The organism is Streptomyces sp. KL116D (genome assembly GCF_030766975.1).
Lineage (GTDB): Bacteria > Actinomycetota > Actinomycetes > Streptomycetales > Streptomycetaceae > Streptomyces > Streptomyces longispororuber_A.
This window is the reverse complement of sequence record NZ_JASERH010000046.1, coordinates 333,686-349,316: the sequence shown is the minus strand read 5'-3', so window position 1 is coordinate 349,316 and position 15,631 is coordinate 333,686. Positions and strand designations below refer to the sequence as shown.

Here is a 15,631-nt window from a genome sequence, read left to right as displayed (position 1 = left end):
ATGCGCTACGGGCGGGCCTCGTAGCGGGCGGCCGGATCCGGCTCGACGTTCTGGTTGTGCCGGAAGACGTTGTCCGGGTCGAGGGAGGCCTTGATCCGGGCGAGGCGGGCGTAGTTGCCCCGGTAGCTGGCGCGGACCCGCTCCTGGCCCTCGTCCATCATCATGTTCACGTACGCGCCGCCGGCCGAGTACGGGTGCAGCGCCTCGAAGTAGTCGACGGTCCACCGCTTGATGAGCTCGGCGTTCGCCGGGTCCGGGTCGACGCCCGCGTAGACGCTCGCCCAGCGTGCGTCCCGGTAGCTGAACGCGGTGTCCGACGGGCGCAGGTCGTGGGCCGCCCCGTCGATCGGGTACAGGTGCATCGTCGACTGCACGGACGGTGTCTGCGGACCGAACTTGGCGTGCAGCGCGACGGCGTCGTCCGGGATGTCGTGGACGAAGTCCGCTCGCCAGTACCACTGGTCGCCGGGCGGGTAGAGCCCGTCGAACATGGTCTGGAGCGCCGGGTGCGGCATCGGTCCGACCGCGTGCAGCAGCGGCGCGGGCAGGGGGTCGAGCAGTGGAGCCATCGCCCGGTCGGCCGCCTCCGGGTCGCCGCTCGTGTGGCACCAGACGACGCCGCACACCTTGCGCAGGTGCAGTTCCTCGGGGAACGGCGGGGCGGGCGGCACGGTCCCGTAGAGGAAGAAGCCGTTCACGTCACGCGGCGCGGACGGCAGGAACTCCCGGTAGGCGGCGAGGACTTCGGCGCCCTGCTCGGCCGGCCAGAAGGTGGGGCCCGCCACCACGGTGCTCACCTCGTGGAGCCGGAACGTGAACGCGGTGACGGCGCCGAAGTTGCCGCCGCCGCCACGGATCGCCCAGTACAGATCCGGGTTCTCGTCGGCGTCGGCGCGCACCTGGGTGCCGTCGGCCAGGACCACCCGTGCCGCGACGATGTTGTCGACGGTCAGGCCGCAGTGCCGGGTGAGGTGGCCGAGGCCGCCGCCGAGCGCGAGGCCGCCGACGCCCGTGGTGGAGATGATGCCGCTGGGCGTGGCCAGACCGTGCTCGTGCGTCGCCGCGTCGACCTGGCCCCAGATGGCGCCGCCGCCCACCCGGACCGTGCGGGCCGCCGCGTCCACCTTCACCGCGTGCAGCGGCGACAGGTCGGCGACCACACCGCCCTCGCAGGTGCCGAGCCCCGCACCGTGGTGGCCGCCGCCGCGCACCGCGAGCGGCAGCTCGTGCCGCCGTGCGAAGCCGATGGCCAGGGTGACGTCGTCGGCGCTCGCGCAGCGTGCCACGAGGGCGGGTCGCCGATCGATCATCCCGTTGTACACGGCGCGTGCCTGCGGATAGCCCGGATCGTCAGGGCCGATCAACTCGCCCTGGAACGCGCCGAGTTCCTTGCGGGCCGCGCTTGCCGGTGTGCTCGTCATGGGGTCCCCCGGAACGAAACGGTTGTGGTCGGCCCGTTCTACGGCGGCGGCGCACGCCCCGGCATCCGTGGCGGCCACCCACCTCGGGCCCGGGATCTACCTACGTTTCGTCCCGGGACAGCAGCCCGAGCTCCATCGCACGCCGGGCCGCGGCCCGGCGCGTGGGCGCGCCGAGCTTCTCCAGGACCGCCCGCACGTGGTTGTCGACGGTGCGCACGGAGACCACCAGCCGGTCCGCGATCTCGGGATTCGTCATTCCGTCCACCAGGCAGCGCACCACCTGGAGTTGACGGTCGGTCAGGCCCGCGGGGTTGCGCCGGGTCGCCGCGTGCGGGCCGCGCGGGACGCGCCGTACGCCGAGCTCGCGCAGCTCGGCGCGGACCAGCCGGGCCAGCGGGACCGCGCCCAGGCCGTCCAGGGTGGTGAGCGCGCCCAGTTTGACCGCCGGGTCCGGGCTCTCCGCGAGGGCCGCCGCGTATTCGTACGGGCACCCGGCCTCCCGCCACAGCCGCGCGGCCTTGTCCCACTGGCCCGCGGCCTGCAGCGCGTAGGGGTGGCCCGAGTCGTCCGGCGGCACCGGCCTGCCCGCCTTGGTGAGCCAGTAGCCGAGTTCGGCGCGGTGCGGCGGCGCGGACAGGCGGCGGGCCCTGGCGTGAACCCATTCGGCCGCCGCGACCACCCCGGCCCGGTCCCCGCGCAGCCAGGCCGCCTCCGCCCGGGCGGCCGCGACCGGACCGGTGCGCTGCAGCTCGCGGGTGCCGAGCGCGATCTGCCAGGCCTGGTCGAGGAGTTCGGCGCCGCCGGTGTCGCCGCGCCGGATCCGCACCCGGGCCAGGACCGTGAGCGCCGGGCAGCGGGCGGGCGGGAACACGTCCGCGCCCAGCCGTGCGTACCGCTCGGCCGTCGTCCAGTCGCCCGCCGCGAACTTCCGCAGCGCCAGCTCCACCTGGAGGTAGGTGAGGAACCCGAGGTACTCGGCGCGGTCGGCCAGCTCGATGGCGGGGGAGAGGAACCGGTCGGCCTCCTCGAAGCGCAGCAGGTCGAGCAGGAACCAGATGATGTTGGCGTAGGCCCGGCACGCGTGCTCCACCTCGCCGGCGCCGAGCGCGACCTCCAGACTCTCCTCCAGCTGCCGCTGCCCCGACGGGTCCCCGGAGCGCCAGCGGGCGCTGCCGACGTTGTTCAGCGCGTGCGAGAGGATCGCCGCGTCGCCCGCCGCCCTGGCCAGGACGATGGCCCGCTCGCCGAACTCGATGGCCCGCCCGTTCTCGTCGGACAGCATGCGCAGTTGCGCCGTGTTGCTGAGCGCGAGCGCCAACAGGCGTTCGTCACCGGCCCGTTCGAGGACGCGCAGTGCCTCGCGCGCCGCCGCCTGCGCCGCGTCGGCGTCCCCCGCCCACCAGTGGATCCGGGACAGCCAGCGCAGATCGGCGCCGAGCGCGCGCAGGTCCCCGAGGCCCCGGCGCAGCTCCACCGCGTCGCGCTGCGCGGCGACGGCCGCCCCCGAGTCGCCGATGGTGTAGCTCTCCACGGCGAACTGCTCCAGCAGATCGGCCAGTTCGCGCGGACCGTAGTGCTCGCGCCGGTGCAGCACCAGACGCAGATGGGCGGCGGCCTCGCGGTGCGCGCCCGCGCGGGCGGCGTCCCGCGCGGCGCCGGGGCCGAACCGGGCGATCGCGTCCAGGTCCCCGGCCGCCGCCGCGTGGTGCACGATCCGGGAGCGGTCGGTGTCCGGCGCCGCCATCAGTGCGGCCAGCACCGCACGGTCGAGGGCGATGCGGCGCGCCGCGGGCAGCGAGTCGGCCACGGCCCGCCGGATGATCTCGTGCCGGAACGCCACGCGGTCGGCCGTCACTTCCAGGAGCCCGTGCTGCTCCGCCGCGGCGAGCGCCCCGTCCTCGCCCGGCAGCAGCGCGTCGACCAGGGACCGCTGCACCGCGGAGGGGACCACCGCCAGCTGTTCCAGGGCGTCGCGCGCGCAGTCGTCGAGCCCGCGCAGCCGTGCCAGGACCGCGTCGACGACCGTTGGCGGCACCTCGCCGGTGCCGCCCGCGGCCACGACCTCGGCGACGTAGAACGGATTGCCCGACGTCACCGCGTACACCTGGGCGGGGTCCAGGGACGCCGTCTCGCTCAGCGTCGTGACCGCGTCCCGGGAGAGCCGGGCCAGGGGCAGCCGGTGCACGCGGGCCGCGCCCGACACCTGCCCGAGCAGCTGGCGCAGCGGGTGGCCGCGGCTCAGCTCGTCGTCCCGGTAGGTCAGGACGACCACCGCGGGCAGGCGCTCCACCCGGCGCACGAGATAGCGCAGGGCGTCGAGCGAGGCGTCGTCGGCCCAGTGGACGTCCTCCACGACCAGCACCGTGGGATGCGGGGCGCGCGCGAGTTCGGCGTGCAGTGCCTCGTAGACCCGCTGCCGGTCGCCGGCGTCCCGGACCGCCCGGGCCAGCTCGGTGCCGATCCGGCCGACGAGGTCGCGCAGCGGGCCCAGCGGGCGGCCGGTGGTCAGATCGTCGCAGTGGCCGACGAGCAGCCGGGCCCCGGCGGGCAGCACCCCGGGCAGCGCCCGCACCAGGCTCGACTTGCCGATCCCGGCCTCGCCGAGCACGAGCACCACGGAACCGGCGCCGCCCACGGCGTCCCGTACGGCGGCGGCCAGTCGGTCCAGTTCGAGATCCCGTTCGAGGATCCCCCCGTTCACGCCCGGATTCTCCCACCGGACGGCGGGCCGTGGGGGCGGGTGCCGGGGCGGGTACGCACATCGCCGGAGGCGTCGTTCAGCTCTGCGCCGTCGGTCGCACCGCGATCTCGTTGACGTCGACATCGGCGGGCTGCTCGATCGCGAAGGCGACGGCCCGTGCGATCGCGGCCGGCGGGATCGCGATGTCCCGCAGTGCCGCGAGCGCGGCAGGGACCTCTTCCTGCGGTGACGGGACGGCGAAGTCCGTCGCCGTCACCCCGGGCAGGACCGTGGTCACCCGCAACTGGGGGCCGGCCTCCTGGCGCAGCCCCTCACAGATGGCCCGCACCGCGAACTTCGTCCCCGCGTAGACGGCCATCGACGGGACCACCCGGTACGCCGCCGTGGACGCGGTCGTCACGAAGTGCCCGCTCCCCTGCGCCCGGAAGACCGGGAGCGCCGCGGCGATCCCGTGCAGCACGCCCTTGATGTTGACGTCGACCATCTCGTCCCACCGGTCGGTGTGCAGCTCGTCGAGGGGAGAGACGGTGGCCACGCCCGCGTTCCCGACCAGCACGTCGAGCCGGCCGAACCGCTCGACCGCGAGCCCGACCAGGGCCTTCATGTCGTCGGGCCGCGTCACGTCCGTCCGCAGCGGCACGGCCTCGCCGCCCGCCTTCTCGATCCGCGCGGCCAGCGCCTCGAGCCGGTCCGCGCGCCGCGCTCCCAGCACGAGACGCGCACCGCGCTCGGCGAGCGACAGTGCGATCGCCTCGCCGATCCCACTGCTCGCGCCGGTGATCGCCACGACCTTGCCGTTGATGCCAGACATGCCCATCGTCCTCAGTCCCTGCCGGTCCGCTGCTCTTACGGATCGAGTGTGCGACCGGTTTAATCTGGTATCCAGAGCCCGCTTATTCTGGAATCAAAGGTGGTAGTCACCATGGCGGACGCGCAGGAGAGGCGTGACGCGCAGGAGAGACGTCAGGAGCTCGGGGCCTTCCTGCGCAGCCGCCGGGAGCGGATCACGCCGCGCGAGGCTGGGCTCCCGGCGACGGGGCGCCGCCGCACGCCCGGTCTGCGGAGGGAGGAGCTGGCGCTGCTCGCCGGGATGAGCGCGACCTGGTACACGTACCTCGAACAGGGCCGCGACATCCGCCCGTCGGACCAGGCGCTCCAGGCGCTCGCGACCGCCCTGCGGCTCGGGCCGCACGAGTGCGACCACCTCTTCCGGCTCGCCGGACGGGCCCCGGCGGGCGAGGCCGCGGCGGCCGAGGCGCTCGCGCCGGAGGTCGCCGCCGTCCCGCACCTCCTCCAGCCGCACCCGGCGTACCTCATCGACGGCACGTACGACGTGCTGAGCCACAACCCGGCCACCGAGGAGGTCTTCCCCGGCCTCGTCACCGACGGGGGGCGGCCGCCCAACTTCGTCCGGTGGACCTTCCTGGCGCCCGAGGCGCGCGAGGTCCTGGTGGACTGGGAGCCCGAGGCGCGGGGGCTGCTCGCGCGGGTGCGGACCCTGGCCGGCGGGCATCCGGGGGACCCCCGGTACGAGCGGCTCGTCGAGGAGCTGAAGGACGGGTGCGCCGAGGTGCGGGAGTGGTGGCCGCGGTTCGAGGTGGAGGCGCGCCGCGGCGGGCACAAGCGCCTGCGGGTGCGCGGGCGGGGCGTGGTCACGTACGCGTACACGGCGTTCCACACCGCGGGACGGCCCGAGCAGACCCTGGTGATCTACGCCGAGCAGGACGGGTCGTAGCGCCCCCGCCGCCAGGAGCGTGTATACGGCATGCATATACTTTCCGTATGCATCTATCCTCGGCGTCCGTGGAACCCGCCGACGTCTCGGAGGCCCGGCGCATCGAAAGTGCAGCCCGTGGACTGCTGCGAGGGCTCGGTCACCTGACCCAATCCCTCTTCAGGGCGGGGGAGTTCGGACTCACCCGCAGTCAGGTCGCCCTGCTCGACGCGCTGGAGGCGGGACCGAGCCGGGTCACCGGGCTCGCCGCCCGCACCGGGATGGCGCAGCCCCGGGTCACCGTCCTGCTGCAGAGACTGGCGGAGGCCGGGCTCGTCGAGCGGCAGCGCTGCGCCGACGACCGGCGCGCCGTCCACACGTCCCTCACGCCCGCCGGGCGCGAACTGCTCGAACGTGGACGGCAGTTGATGGCCACGGCCCTGCTCGACGCGCTCGACGGCGGCATCGAGGACTCGGAGCGCGCGGTCTCGGCCGCGCGGGATGCGATCGCCACTCTTGTGAACGCCATGGAATCGGAGGCCAGTTGACCACCCCGGGCACACTGCCGGACACATCAGCCACCAGCGGCACCGCACCCGGCACGGACCTCGCGCCGCACCGGGTCGCCGGACCGCGCAGATGGTGGGACCGGGTGCTCGCGGCCGACCCCGGACTCGGCCAGCTCCAGGCCGGATGGCGCTCGTCGGTCGCCATGGTCACCTCGCTCGCCGTGGGCTACTGGATGGCCGGCGCGCTGGACCTCCCGCCCATGATCGGCATGATGGTCGCCGGCATGATGGGCCTGATGAGCGCGTTCGCCGTCGCCGAGAACACCTGGGACGGGCTCGCCCGCGCCATCCTGTGGATGCCGTTCCCGTACACCGCCGTGCTGTGGCTGTGCGCGTCGCTGAACGGGCGGCGGGTGCCGCAGATGGTCCTGATGATCGCGGCGCTCGCCCTCACCTTCTTCCTCGCCAGGTTCGGGCCGATGGCCCTGATCACCGGCATGATGCTGTTCAACGGCCTGATGGTCGGCATGCTCGCGGGCATCCCGGCCGCGCTCGTCGGCAAGGCGTTCGCCGTCGCCCTCGTCTCCGCCGCCGCGGTCCTCGCGACCCGGCTGCTGCTCTGTTACCCCATGCCGCGCGAGGACCTGCTGCGCACCCAGCGCGCCTTCGTCGTCGAGGCGCGCCGGGTGGCCGACGCCGCCGTGGACGCGCTCGACCCGGACACGGACCGCGACCGCGCCGTGCGCCGCATGAGCCGCTCCCTGCGCCGCCTCAACACCACCACGGTGACCATCGACGGGCGCCTCGCCCAGCCCGAGGTGGCCGCAGACCCGGCCGCCGCCGAACTCCTCCACCGGCACCTCTTCGACGCCGAACTCGCCCTGCGCGGCATCGGCCAGGCCGTCCAGGACCTCACCCGCCGCCCCGTCCCCGAAGGGCTCCGCGAGGCACTCGCCGTCGGCCTGGTGCTCGCCCGCGACACCCCGCTCGGCCGCGCCGACGGCCTGTACCCGGCCGCCCGGCACGTCCAGGAACGCGCCGAGGCGATCCTGAGCGACCCGGCCGCACCCGCCGACGACGTCGAGGCGGCCGTCCTCGCCCGCCGCGTCGGACACCTCCTGGACTCCCTGGCCGACGCCCTGCACAGCTGGCTGACGCTCGGCAGGCGCGCCGCCGCCGACCCGTCCGACGTCCCCTTCCTGCCGACCGTCGCCCTCGAGAACAACCGGCTGCCCGGCTCGGCCGGCCCCACCCGCCGGGTACTCGCCGCCGACACGGAGACCGGCTGGCGCCGCGTCATCCCGTTCGTCCGCGTCCCCGCGCACGCCGCGGTGGCCGCCGCGATCGTCTGCCCCCTCGCCGACGCCATCGACCCGCACCGCTTCTACTGGGGCCTGGTCGGCGTCATGATCACGCTGTTCGGCACCAACACCACCCACGAACGGCTGCGCAAGTTCGGCCACCGCATGGTCGGCACCGCCGTCGGCGCCGTCCTCGGCCTCGTCGTCCTGCACCTCATCGGCCGCGACCACGTGTACGCGACCCTCACCGTCATCGTCCTCGGCCTCTCCTTCGGCGCCTGGGGCATGCAGCGCGCCTACGCCTGCTGGGTGACCGGTCTCGTCGTCGCCCTCGTCCAGCTGTACGCCCTGACCACGCCCGACAGCGCCATGGACCACCTCCTCGGCGAGCGGCTCCTGGACAACGGCATCGGCATACTCGTCGCCACCGCCTGCGCCGCGCTGATCTTCCCGCTGTCCCGCCGCACCGTCGTCAAGGAGGCCGAGCGCGGCTACGTCGTCGCACTCGCCCAGGTCGTCCAGCAGGTCGAGGAGCGCTGGGGCGCGCCGGAGACCCCGGTACGGCTGCGTGGCGCGGCCCGCGCCGTGGACGCCGCACTCCTCCAAGTGCGCAGCGTCGCCCGCCCGTTGGTGCGGATGCCCGTCGGCGTCCGGGGCCCCGCCGCCGAGCACCGGGTGGCGCTCCTGGCGACGGCCACCGGACACGCCCGCGCGCTGGCCGCGGCCGCCGACATCGACGTCGACCTCGCCCCGCGCCTCGCCGACCGCGCCCGCCTCGTCACCCAGACGCTCGTCGCCTCCCTCAAGGAGCTCGACCGGTTCTTCGCCACAGGGGAACCGGAGGGCGCCTGGCGACGGACCGGCCCGCTGATCCGCGAGCTGGAGACTGAACTGGCCCCCGCCCCCGACGGGGAGCGTGCCCGCCGGCTGCGGACCGCGCTGCGCGAACTCGACGCCCTCGACGAGACCCTCGCCGCCTACGCCGAGCAGTCCGGCCTCCCGGTCGCCGCGCCCGGCCGCACCGCACCGCCCCCGGCCTCCCCGATGCAGCGCAGGACCCGCGCCCTGATCGCGGCCTGGGACGAACCGCACCACCGGCCGCCCCGCCCGGCGTCCCCGGGAACGGCGCGCGTCACCGGCTCGGTGGAGTGCGCCGCGCACCCCGCGGGCTGCCCCGCCTGGGTCACCCTGATCAGCGCCCGGGGCAAGCGCCTCGCCAAGTCACCCGTCACGCACGGCAGTTACCTCCTGGAGGGGCTGCCCGCCGGCACCCACACCCTGGTGGTCTCCGCCTCCCGGCACGCGCCGCGCGCCGAACTCGTCGCCGTCGAGCGGCCGTCGGGCACGGTGCGGTACGACATCCGCCTCGGGGGCGGGAGCTAGCCGAAGTCGCGTACGGCGTGTTCCGGACCGCTCTGGGACCGTTCTGGCGTTCCTGCTGACGGACGCGTACGGGACGACGGCGGCGGCGACGGCTGCGACGGCGGTCGGACTCTTCGGCCTGGCCGCCGCGGTCAGCGCGCTCGCCCTGGCCGTTCCCGGCGCCCTCGACGTCGGCGTGTGGGGCGGTCAAGTCGTGTGCCGGAGCGTCCTGTTGGGGCTCGGCCCCGCCGTGCACAGCCGGCCGGACACGCCCTACTTCACGGTGCGGTGCGCCGGGATCGGATCGCGCTCGGGTCGGTGATCGGCGCGGCGGCCTGGGGTGCGGGCGGCTGGACCGCCGTCGCGGGCGCGGGGGCGGGTGCCGCGGGGGCCGGCCTCGTCGTCGGCGTGCTGCCGGGGCTTGCGGCCGGGGGAGGGCCGGGCAGCCGGGCGTCGGGGCCCACGCTGAACGACGGGCTGTAGCCGCGCGCGGAGCCGTCGCGGCTGGCCAGCTCGATGGCGTAGCCCCCGCCCTCCGGGAGGGGCGGCAGCACGGTCGCCGTCTCGCCGGTCGGGGCGTCGCCGAGCTTGGCGGCGAGCTGCACCACGCGGGCCGTCCCGCCCCGCACGAGCCACATGTCGACCTCCTGCCCGGTGGAGTTCTGCCAGGTCACGAACACCGTGCCACCGGCCTGGTGGACGGATCCCGCGGCCGGGGCGGTCACGGACAGGCCGGGATCCGGTCCGGCGGCCGGTGCGAACGCGAGCAGCGGGGCGGCGGCCAGGGCGAGCAGGGGGGAAAGGAATCCGGTGCGGCGCATGCGACGACCTCGTTCCGGAGGGGACGGGCGGACAGGAGAACCCCTCCCACCCCGGCAAGATCAAGAAAGGGATTCGGGGGCAGGCCCACCCCATGGGGTACGACCCTGTCCCCGAAGCGGCGGGCTCGACAGGACAGCCCGGGCGCCTGCGCGCATCCTCGCGCCCGCGCGTCCGCGCGCCCGGGGCCGCCGGGCGGTCAGCTGTGCCGGGGAGCCCGTCGGGCGTGCCCGAACCCGGGGTCCGTCGGGCGGTCAGCCGAGCGCGGGACCTGCCCGGGCGGTCAGCTGTGCCGGGGAGCTGCCGGTCGTTCGGCCGTGCCGGGGGGCTGGTCGTTCGGTCGTGCCGGCGAGTCGCCCGGGCGCTCAGGTGCCGGGGAGCTGCTGCTCGTTCGGGCGCGCCCGGAACTTGCCCGGGCGGCCAGTCGAGCCCGCTCGGACCCGCCGGGCGCTTGGCCGAGCTCGGGATCCGCCGGTCGATCAGTCGAGCCCGCTCGGACCCGCCGGGCGCTTGGCCGAGCTCGGGATCCGCCGGTCGATCAGTCGAGCCCGCCCGGACCCGCCGATCGTTCAGCCGACCCCCGGACCCCCCCGGTCACTCAGCCGACCCCGGGGACCACGAACGCCAGCCACACCAGGGCGGGCGCCACGATCACCACGCCCGCCCCGTAGACCATCAACTGGCGGAAGAAGCGCTCCCGGTCCGCGTCCTGCGCGTGCTCCGCGTTCGCCAGGACCAGCGCGCCGTTCGTGGAGAACGGGCTCACGTCGACCACCGTCGCGGAGACCGCGAGCGCCGCCACCATGCCCACGGCGCCGACCTCGCCCGCCGCGAGGAACGGCACGGCGAGAGGGATCAGGGCGCCCATGATGCCGACGGACGAGGCGAACGCCGAGACGATCGCGCCGATGTAGCACAGGAGCAGCGCGGCCAGCAGCGGGACGCCGATGTCGCTCACGGCCTCGCCCGCCCACTTGATGGTGCCCATCTCGTCGAGGACGCCGACGTAGGTGAGGACGCCGCAGATCAGGAACACCGTGGACCAGGAGATCTCCGCGACGGCCGTCCTGCTGGTGGCGGGCCAGACGACGCTCAGCACCACCGCGATCGTGATCGCGGTCAGGCCGACGTCGAGGTCGAACAGGAGGGCGCCGGCGACCAGCGCCACCAGGCCGGTGAGCGTCGCGGCGATCGGCACGTCGAGACGCGGGGCGGGGCCGGGAGCCGGGACGTCGGAGCCCGCTGCCGCCGGTTCCGCCGGTTCCGCCGTGTCCTCGGGCGCGTCGGCGGAGCCGCCGCCGACGGTCGCCGCCACGGGCCGCGCCGCCCGGGCCGGAACGCGGCCGCGGCGCATCAGGACCGCGTAGACGATGCCGGCGATGACGGTGTTCACGACGAGACTCGCCAGGAAGAGCATGCCCTCGTTGCCCGGCAGGTGTTCGCGGTCGACGATGCTGTTCACCGTCGAGCCGTACACGCTCGTCGGCGAGAAGCCGCCGGCCTGCGCGCCGTGCACCACCATGATGCCCATCAGGAGCGGACTGATCCCGTACTGGGCGGCGAACCCGAGCGCGAGCGGTGCCACGATGGCGACCGCGCCGGGGCTGACCGCGCCGATCGCGGTGAGCGCGGCCGTGACGGCGAACATCACCCAGGGGATGAGTCCGACCCGGCCGCCCACCAGCCGGACCGAGGCGTGCACCAGCCACTCGGTCGTGCCGTTGGCGCGGGCGATGGCGAACAGGTAGGTGACCCCGGCGAGGACCACGAACAGGTCGCCGGGGAATCCGGCGAACACGGCGTCGGCGTCGAGATCGGCGGCGAGCCCGCCGACGGCGAAGGCCGCGGCGAACGCGAGGGCGCCCATGTTGACGGAGCGGGTGGTGGCGATCACGAAGATCACCGCGAGAACGAGGATCGACAACAGCTCTGCGGACACGGGCGACTCCAGGAGGGAACGGGTCAATTGGCCGAGTGGCTCAGCCAATTGGGAGTGGCCCGGCCAATTTCCCCGCGTCCGGTCACCCTGTCAATGACTTGCACACGGGCATCTCGCGCCACGGGTGCCGCATGGGAGGATCGCCCGATGATGATCGAGTACGTGCGATACCAGTCGCTTGCGCCCGATGAACACGGCCGTTTCAAGGGCGTGTTCGGGCTCGTCAACAACCTGGGCCGGGCCGGTGCGCTCACCGCGGAGCAGGAGGAGTTCCGGCGGGTGAACAACGCCTGGTACGACGCCGCGTACACCGATCCGTCCACGGTCGACGCCACCGTGTACGACCCGGCGGTCAATCCCGGTGCCGCCGCGTGGTTCAAGCCCTCCGCCACGCATCTCTTCGAGCGGATCGACGGCTACCTGGAGATCCTGGCGGCGCACGGCGTCGCCGTGCGCCAGGTCAGGTCCGTGGACCCGGGCCGCGTGGTCTACGAGGACGACGTGCAGATCGTCGTCGTGCCCCACGCCGGCTGACCGGCCCGCCGGTCAGACCCGCGCGGAGTCGCGCAGCAGCGCCAGGGTGGTGTCCAGCGCGGCCTCCAGGTGGGAGATCCGGCCGGTCGACATGAGGATGACCACGCCGCCCTGCACGGCGGCGATCAGGGCCGCGGCGGTGCGGTCCGCGTCCAGCGCCGGATCGATCTCGCCGCGCCGCTGCATGGTCTCGACGCCGGTGCGCAGGGCCGCCTGCCAGCGGTCGAGCAGCCGGGCGGTGAGCTCCTGGGCGGCGGGCGTGGCGCGGCCCAGCTCGGTGATCAGGACGCCCAGCGGGCAGTGGACGCCCTGTGCTTCGTAGCGCCGCACCACGACGTCCCGCCACTGCTGCCAGTCCGCCCATCCGTCGAGCCGGCCCAGGTGCGGCTGCTGGTCCGCCAGGACCTGGTCGGCCTCGGCGGCGGCGACGGCCAGGATCAGTTCTTCCTTGCCGCCGGGGAAGTAGTGGAAGATCTGGCTCTTGCTCGTCGACGTACGGGCCCGGACGTCGTCAAGCGTGGTCCCGGCCGCGCCCCGCTCCCGGATCTCGGCGGCGGCCCCGTCGATGATGCGGCGCCGCGTCTGCGCCCCCTTGGCGGTGAGCCTGGGCCCGGTCGGTACCGCTGGTGACATGCGAGGTCCTCTCCGTGGACGCCTGGCGCTGCGTAATCCGATCATTCTTCGCACACTGGTCGGTAGAGAAGGTGCCACACAGGAATTTCTTCGCCCGGGGGGCCGGGACGTGTGAGCGGGCGCAGGCTGGATACGTGACGGGCGGCAGTGAGTCGAGGTGACACCGAATGACCGAACGGAGTGACGAGGCGGCCATGGGTGACGAGGTCTACCAGCCCGGCGACCCGGACGCACACGAGGACGAGGGCATCCTCGACGTCGAGGACACCCTCAACGACCGTGGCGTCGACCCCTACGACGAGGGGTGGTCGCCGCCGGAGCGCCCGCTGGGCGTCGAGCACACGGGCGTCACGGCGGCGGAGCGGATGGCGGGGGAGACCCTCGACGAGCGGCTGTCGGAGGAACGCCCCGACTCCGTTCTCGAGGAACTGGAGGCCCTGGAGTCCGACGACGGCGACGGGGACGACGGCATCGGCGACTGGCGCGACGGTGACGGCGAACCCCTCGACGAGGAGGTGGGGAACCGGCGGGCGGGCCGGCTGCTGGCCCCGGACGAGGGCGCCCACGAGGACGCCGAGAAGGACATGCTCGCCGAGGACGTCGGCCTCGGCGGGGGCGCGGCGTCGGCCGAGGAGGCCGCCGTGCACGTGGTGGACGACGAGGACCCCGGCTTCACGGGGTGACGGGTGGGGTCAGTGCCCCATCGCGGTGGCCGTCAGCATCAGGGCGACCGCGACGAACGCCGTGACCAGAGCGATCACCGGCGGGCCGAGCGCGACGTCGTCCGTCGCCATCCGGCGCGCCGTGACGCCTATGCAGACCACACTGAGCCCGCCCAGAGCCATCGCGACGTAGATGAGCACGACACGTCCTCCGTATTCCGACTCCGGTGCGTCCGGGAGTTCCGGCCCATCGTCGCGTGGCGGACGGCCGGGCGCACCCGGGGACGGATTCAGACCGCGGTCAGCCCGCCGTCGACGGTGAGCGTGGCGCCGTGGACGTGGGCCGCGTCGTCACTGGCGAGGAAGGCCACGGCGGCGGCGACCTCCTCGGCCCGGCCCGCCCGGCCCGCGGGCGTTCGGTCCAGGATGGGCTGGATGTGATCCATCAGCAGGACGGTCTTGTCCGTCACCGTCGGCCCCGGCGCGACCGTGTTGACGCGGACGCCCTGCGGACCGTACTCGGCCGCCCACGATGTCGTGAGCGAGTGCACCGTCGCCTTCGTCGCGCTGTACAGGGCGGAGTGCGCGGCGCCGCGCAGACCGTTGACCGACCCCAGGTTCACGATGGCGCCGCCGCCCCGCGCCGCCATCCCCGGCGCGACGAGGCCGGTCAGCAGGAAGGCCGCCTTCACGTTCACCGCCAGCGCGCCGTCGACGAGCTCCTCCGCGACCTCGGCGGTGGGGCTCGGTGTGATCAGCATCGCCGCGTTGTTGACCAGGATGTCCACCGGGCCTGCCGCCTCGGCGAGCGCCCGGACGCCGGCACCGTCGGCGAGGTCGGCGCGGACGAACCGGGCCCGTCCGCCCGCCGCCGCGATGGCGTCGACGACGCCCCGGCCGCGCTCCGCGCTGCGCCCGCTGACGATCACGTCGGCCCCGCGTGCGGCGAGGGTCCGGGCGATGGCGGCGCCGATGCCGTCCGTCGACCCCGTGACCAGGGCCGTGCGGCCCGCGAGAGGGGCGTCCGTACGCGCGCTCGTGAGCGCGTCCGTACGCGTGGCCATGTCCGTGTCCGTGTGCGTGTCCGTACGTGCGTCCATGTGCGTGTCCGTGCTGTCCATGTGCTGCTCCGTCGTTCGTGGGAGACCGTGGAAGCAAAGGTCGCATCGAGAAAATGGACCGGCAAGTCCAGAAAGTGCGACGCCCCGCCACGACCGAAGAGGTTGTCCATGCTGATCGATCTGAAGGGCCGCACGGCGCTCGTCACCGGATCCACCCAGGGCATCGGGGCGGCGATCGTCACCGGCCTCGCCCGGGCGGGAGCCCGGGTCGGGGTCAACGGACGTTCCGCGGAGCGGGTGGAACGGAGCATCGCGCGCCTGACCGCCGAGACGCCCGGCGCCGACCTCGTCCCGGTCGTCGCGGACGTCGCCACCGAGGACGGTGCACGGCAGGCCGGCGAGGCGCTTCCCGAGGTCGACCTCCTCGTCAACAACCTCGGCGTCTTCGGCTCCGCCGAACCCCTGGAGATCAGCGACGACGAGTGGCGGCGCTACTTCGAGATCAACGTCCTCGCCGGGGTCCGCCTGACCCGCAGGTACCTGCCCGGCATGATGGAACGCGGCTGGGGACGCGTGCAGTTCATCGCCAGCGACTCGGCGATCGTCGTACCGGCCGAGATGATCCACTACGGCATGTCGAAGACGGCCCTGCTGTCCGTCAGCCGCGGATTCGCCAAGCGCGCCGCGGGCACCGGCGTCACCGTGAACTCGGTCCTCGCGGGCCCCACGCACACCGGCGGCGTCGAGGACTTCGTGTACGAACTCGTCGACCGGGACCTGCCGTGGGACGAGGCGCAGCGCGCGTTCATGCGCGAGTACCGCCCGCAGTCCCTGCTGCAGCGCCTCATCGAACCCGAGGAGATCGCCAACATGGTGGTCTACCTCGGCTCGGACCAGGCGTCGGCGACGACCGGGGGCGCACTGCGCGTCGACGGCGGATACGTGGATTCCATCCTGCCGTGAGCGGTGCCACGG

Annotated in this window: 14 protein-coding genes; 6 read left to right on the top strand and 8 right to left on the bottom strand. The window is 74.2% G+C overall.

What is annotated here, in order from left to right; all coding sequences use genetic code 11:
* Window positions 1-5: 5 nt before the first annotated feature.
* The 3 genes from RBJ77_RS20110 to RBJ77_RS20100 form a co-directional block, all read right to left on the bottom strand.
* The gene (locus tag RBJ77_RS20110) at window positions 6-1,421 is read right to left on the bottom strand and encodes an FAD-binding oxidoreductase (RefSeq protein WP_372346285.1); all 1,416 of its coding nucleotides are present in this window, start codon (window positions 1,419-1,421) and stop codon (window positions 6-8) included.
* Between the two features lie 100 nt (window positions 1,422-1,521).
* Entirely contained in the window at window positions 1,522-4,122 is a 2,601-nt protein-coding gene (locus tag RBJ77_RS20105) for an AAA family ATPase (protein ID WP_372346284.1), read from the bottom strand.
* Between the two features lie 76 nt (window positions 4,123-4,198).
* Window positions 4,199-4,933 carry an SDR family oxidoreductase gene (locus RBJ77_RS20100; RefSeq protein WP_372346283.1) on the bottom strand — a complete coding sequence of 245 codons (735 nt, stop codon included), beginning with the start codon at window positions 4,931-4,933 and terminating at the stop codon, window positions 4,199-4,201.
* A gap of 111 nt (window positions 4,934-5,044) precedes the next feature.
* Here RBJ77_RS20100 and RBJ77_RS20095 point away from each other — a divergent pair, with 111 nt between their 5' ends.
* Genes RBJ77_RS20095 through RBJ77_RS20085 form a run of 3 tightly spaced genes read left to right on the top strand, consistent with a single transcriptional unit; the run spans window position 5,045 to window position 9,029 of the window.
* Window positions 5,045-5,857 (top strand): helix-turn-helix transcriptional regulator, encoded by an 813-nt coding sequence (locus RBJ77_RS20095; protein ID WP_372346282.1) that lies wholly within the window; start codon window positions 5,045-5,047, stop codon window positions 5,855-5,857.
* A gap of 47 nt (window positions 5,858-5,904) precedes the next feature.
* Window positions 5,905-6,384, top strand: a complete 480-nt coding sequence (locus RBJ77_RS20090) for a MarR family winged helix-turn-helix transcriptional regulator (RefSeq protein WP_372346281.1) — start codon at window positions 5,905-5,907, stop codon at window positions 6,382-6,384.
* Window positions 6,381-9,029, top strand: coding sequence for an FUSC family protein (locus tag RBJ77_RS20085; protein WP_372346280.1), 2,649 nt, complete (start codon window positions 6,381-6,383; stop codon window positions 9,027-9,029). The genes RBJ77_RS20090 and RBJ77_RS20085 overlap by 4 nt, the downstream gene beginning before the upstream one ends.
* Before the next feature lie 257 nt (window positions 9,030-9,286).
* Here RBJ77_RS20085 and RBJ77_RS20080 read toward each other — a convergent pair whose 3' ends face one another.
* Entirely contained in the window at window positions 9,287-9,829 is a 543-nt protein-coding gene (locus tag RBJ77_RS20080) for a Ser-Thr-rich GPI-anchored membrane family protein (RefSeq protein WP_372346279.1), read from the bottom strand.
* Window positions 9,830-10,425: 596 nt separating this feature from the next.
* Window positions 10,426-11,766, bottom strand: coding sequence for an SLC13 family permease (locus tag RBJ77_RS20075; protein WP_372346278.1), 1,341 nt, complete (start codon window positions 11,764-11,766; stop codon window positions 10,426-10,428).
* Between the two features lie 147 nt (window positions 11,767-11,913).
* Between RBJ77_RS20075 and RBJ77_RS20070 the strand changes: the two genes are divergently transcribed.
* Window positions 11,914-12,300, top strand: a complete 387-nt coding sequence (locus tag RBJ77_RS20070; protein ID WP_372346277.1) for a hypothetical protein — start codon at window positions 11,914-11,916, stop codon at window positions 12,298-12,300.
* A gap of 12 nt (window positions 12,301-12,312) precedes the next feature.
* Here the strand turns inward: RBJ77_RS20070 and RBJ77_RS20065 are convergent, their stop codons facing one another.
* Window positions 12,313-12,933, bottom strand: coding sequence for a TetR/AcrR family transcriptional regulator (locus RBJ77_RS20065; protein WP_372346276.1), 621 nt, complete (start codon window positions 12,931-12,933; stop codon window positions 12,313-12,315).
* 167 nt (window positions 12,934-13,100) lie between these two features.
* Here RBJ77_RS20065 and RBJ77_RS20060 point away from each other — a divergent pair, with 167 nt between their 5' ends.
* A complete protein-coding gene (locus RBJ77_RS20060) occupies window positions 13,101-13,616 on the top strand; it encodes a DUF5709 domain-containing protein (RefSeq protein WP_372346275.1) in 516 nt (171 codons plus the stop codon).
* Between the two features lie 9 nt (window positions 13,617-13,625).
* On the opposite strand, the gene RBJ77_RS20055 is transcribed toward RBJ77_RS20060, so the two are convergent.
* A complete protein-coding gene (locus RBJ77_RS20055) occupies window positions 13,626-13,796 on the bottom strand; it encodes a hypothetical protein (RefSeq protein ID WP_255976464.1) in 171 nt (56 codons plus the stop codon).
* Between the two features lie 89 nt (window positions 13,797-13,885).
* Window positions 13,886-14,659: an SDR family NAD(P)-dependent oxidoreductase gene (locus RBJ77_RS20050; protein ID WP_372346332.1), complete on the bottom strand. Its 774-nt coding sequence runs from the start codon at window positions 14,657-14,659 to the stop codon at window positions 13,886-13,888.
* A 165-nt stretch (window positions 14,660-14,824) separates the two neighbouring features.
* Here RBJ77_RS20050 and RBJ77_RS20045 point away from each other — a divergent pair, with 165 nt between their 5' ends.
* A complete protein-coding gene (locus RBJ77_RS20045) occupies window positions 14,825-15,619 on the top strand; it encodes an SDR family NAD(P)-dependent oxidoreductase (protein ID WP_372346274.1) in 795 nt (264 codons plus the stop codon).
* Window positions 15,620-15,631 lie beyond the last annotated feature (12 nt).

What these genes read in the sequence shown, in the direction of transcription:
- RBJ77_RS20070 (WP_372346277.1), top strand. Translation starts at nt 11,914, where the DNA reads ATGATGATCGAGTACGTGCGATACCAGTCGCTTGCGCCCGATGAACAC.
- RBJ77_RS20065 (WP_372346276.1), bottom strand. Translation starts at nt 12,933, where the DNA reads ATGTCACCAGCGGTACCGACCGGGCCCAGGCTCACCGCCAAGGGGGCG.
- RBJ77_RS20050 (WP_372346332.1), bottom strand. Translation starts at nt 14,659, where the DNA reads ATGGCCACGCGTACGGACGCGCTCACGAGCGCGCGTACGGACGCCCCT.
- RBJ77_RS20095 (WP_372346282.1), top strand. Translation starts at nt 5,045, where the DNA reads ATGGCGGACGCGCAGGAGAGGCGTGACGCGCAGGAGAGACGTCAGGAG.
- RBJ77_RS20100 (WP_372346283.1), bottom strand. Translation starts at nt 4,933, where the DNA reads ATGTCTGGCATCAACGGCAAGGTCGTGGCGATCACCGGCGCGAGCAGT.
- RBJ77_RS20045 (WP_372346274.1), top strand. Translation starts at nt 14,825, where the DNA reads ATGCTGATCGATCTGAAGGGCCGCACGGCGCTCGTCACCGGATCCACC.
- RBJ77_RS20110 (WP_372346285.1), bottom strand. Translation starts at nt 1,421, where the DNA reads ATGACGAGCACACCGGCAAGCGCGGCCCGCAAGGAACTCGGCGCGTTC.
- RBJ77_RS20060 (WP_372346275.1), top strand. Translation starts at nt 13,101, where the DNA reads ATGACCGAACGGAGTGACGAGGCGGCCATGGGTGACGAGGTCTACCAG.
- RBJ77_RS20080 (WP_372346279.1), bottom strand. Translation starts at nt 9,829, where the DNA reads ATGCGCCGCACCGGATTCCTTTCCCCCCTGCTCGCCCTGGCCGCCGCC.
- RBJ77_RS20090 (WP_372346281.1), top strand. Translation starts at nt 5,905, where the DNA reads ATGCATCTATCCTCGGCGTCCGTGGAACCCGCCGACGTCTCGGAGGCC.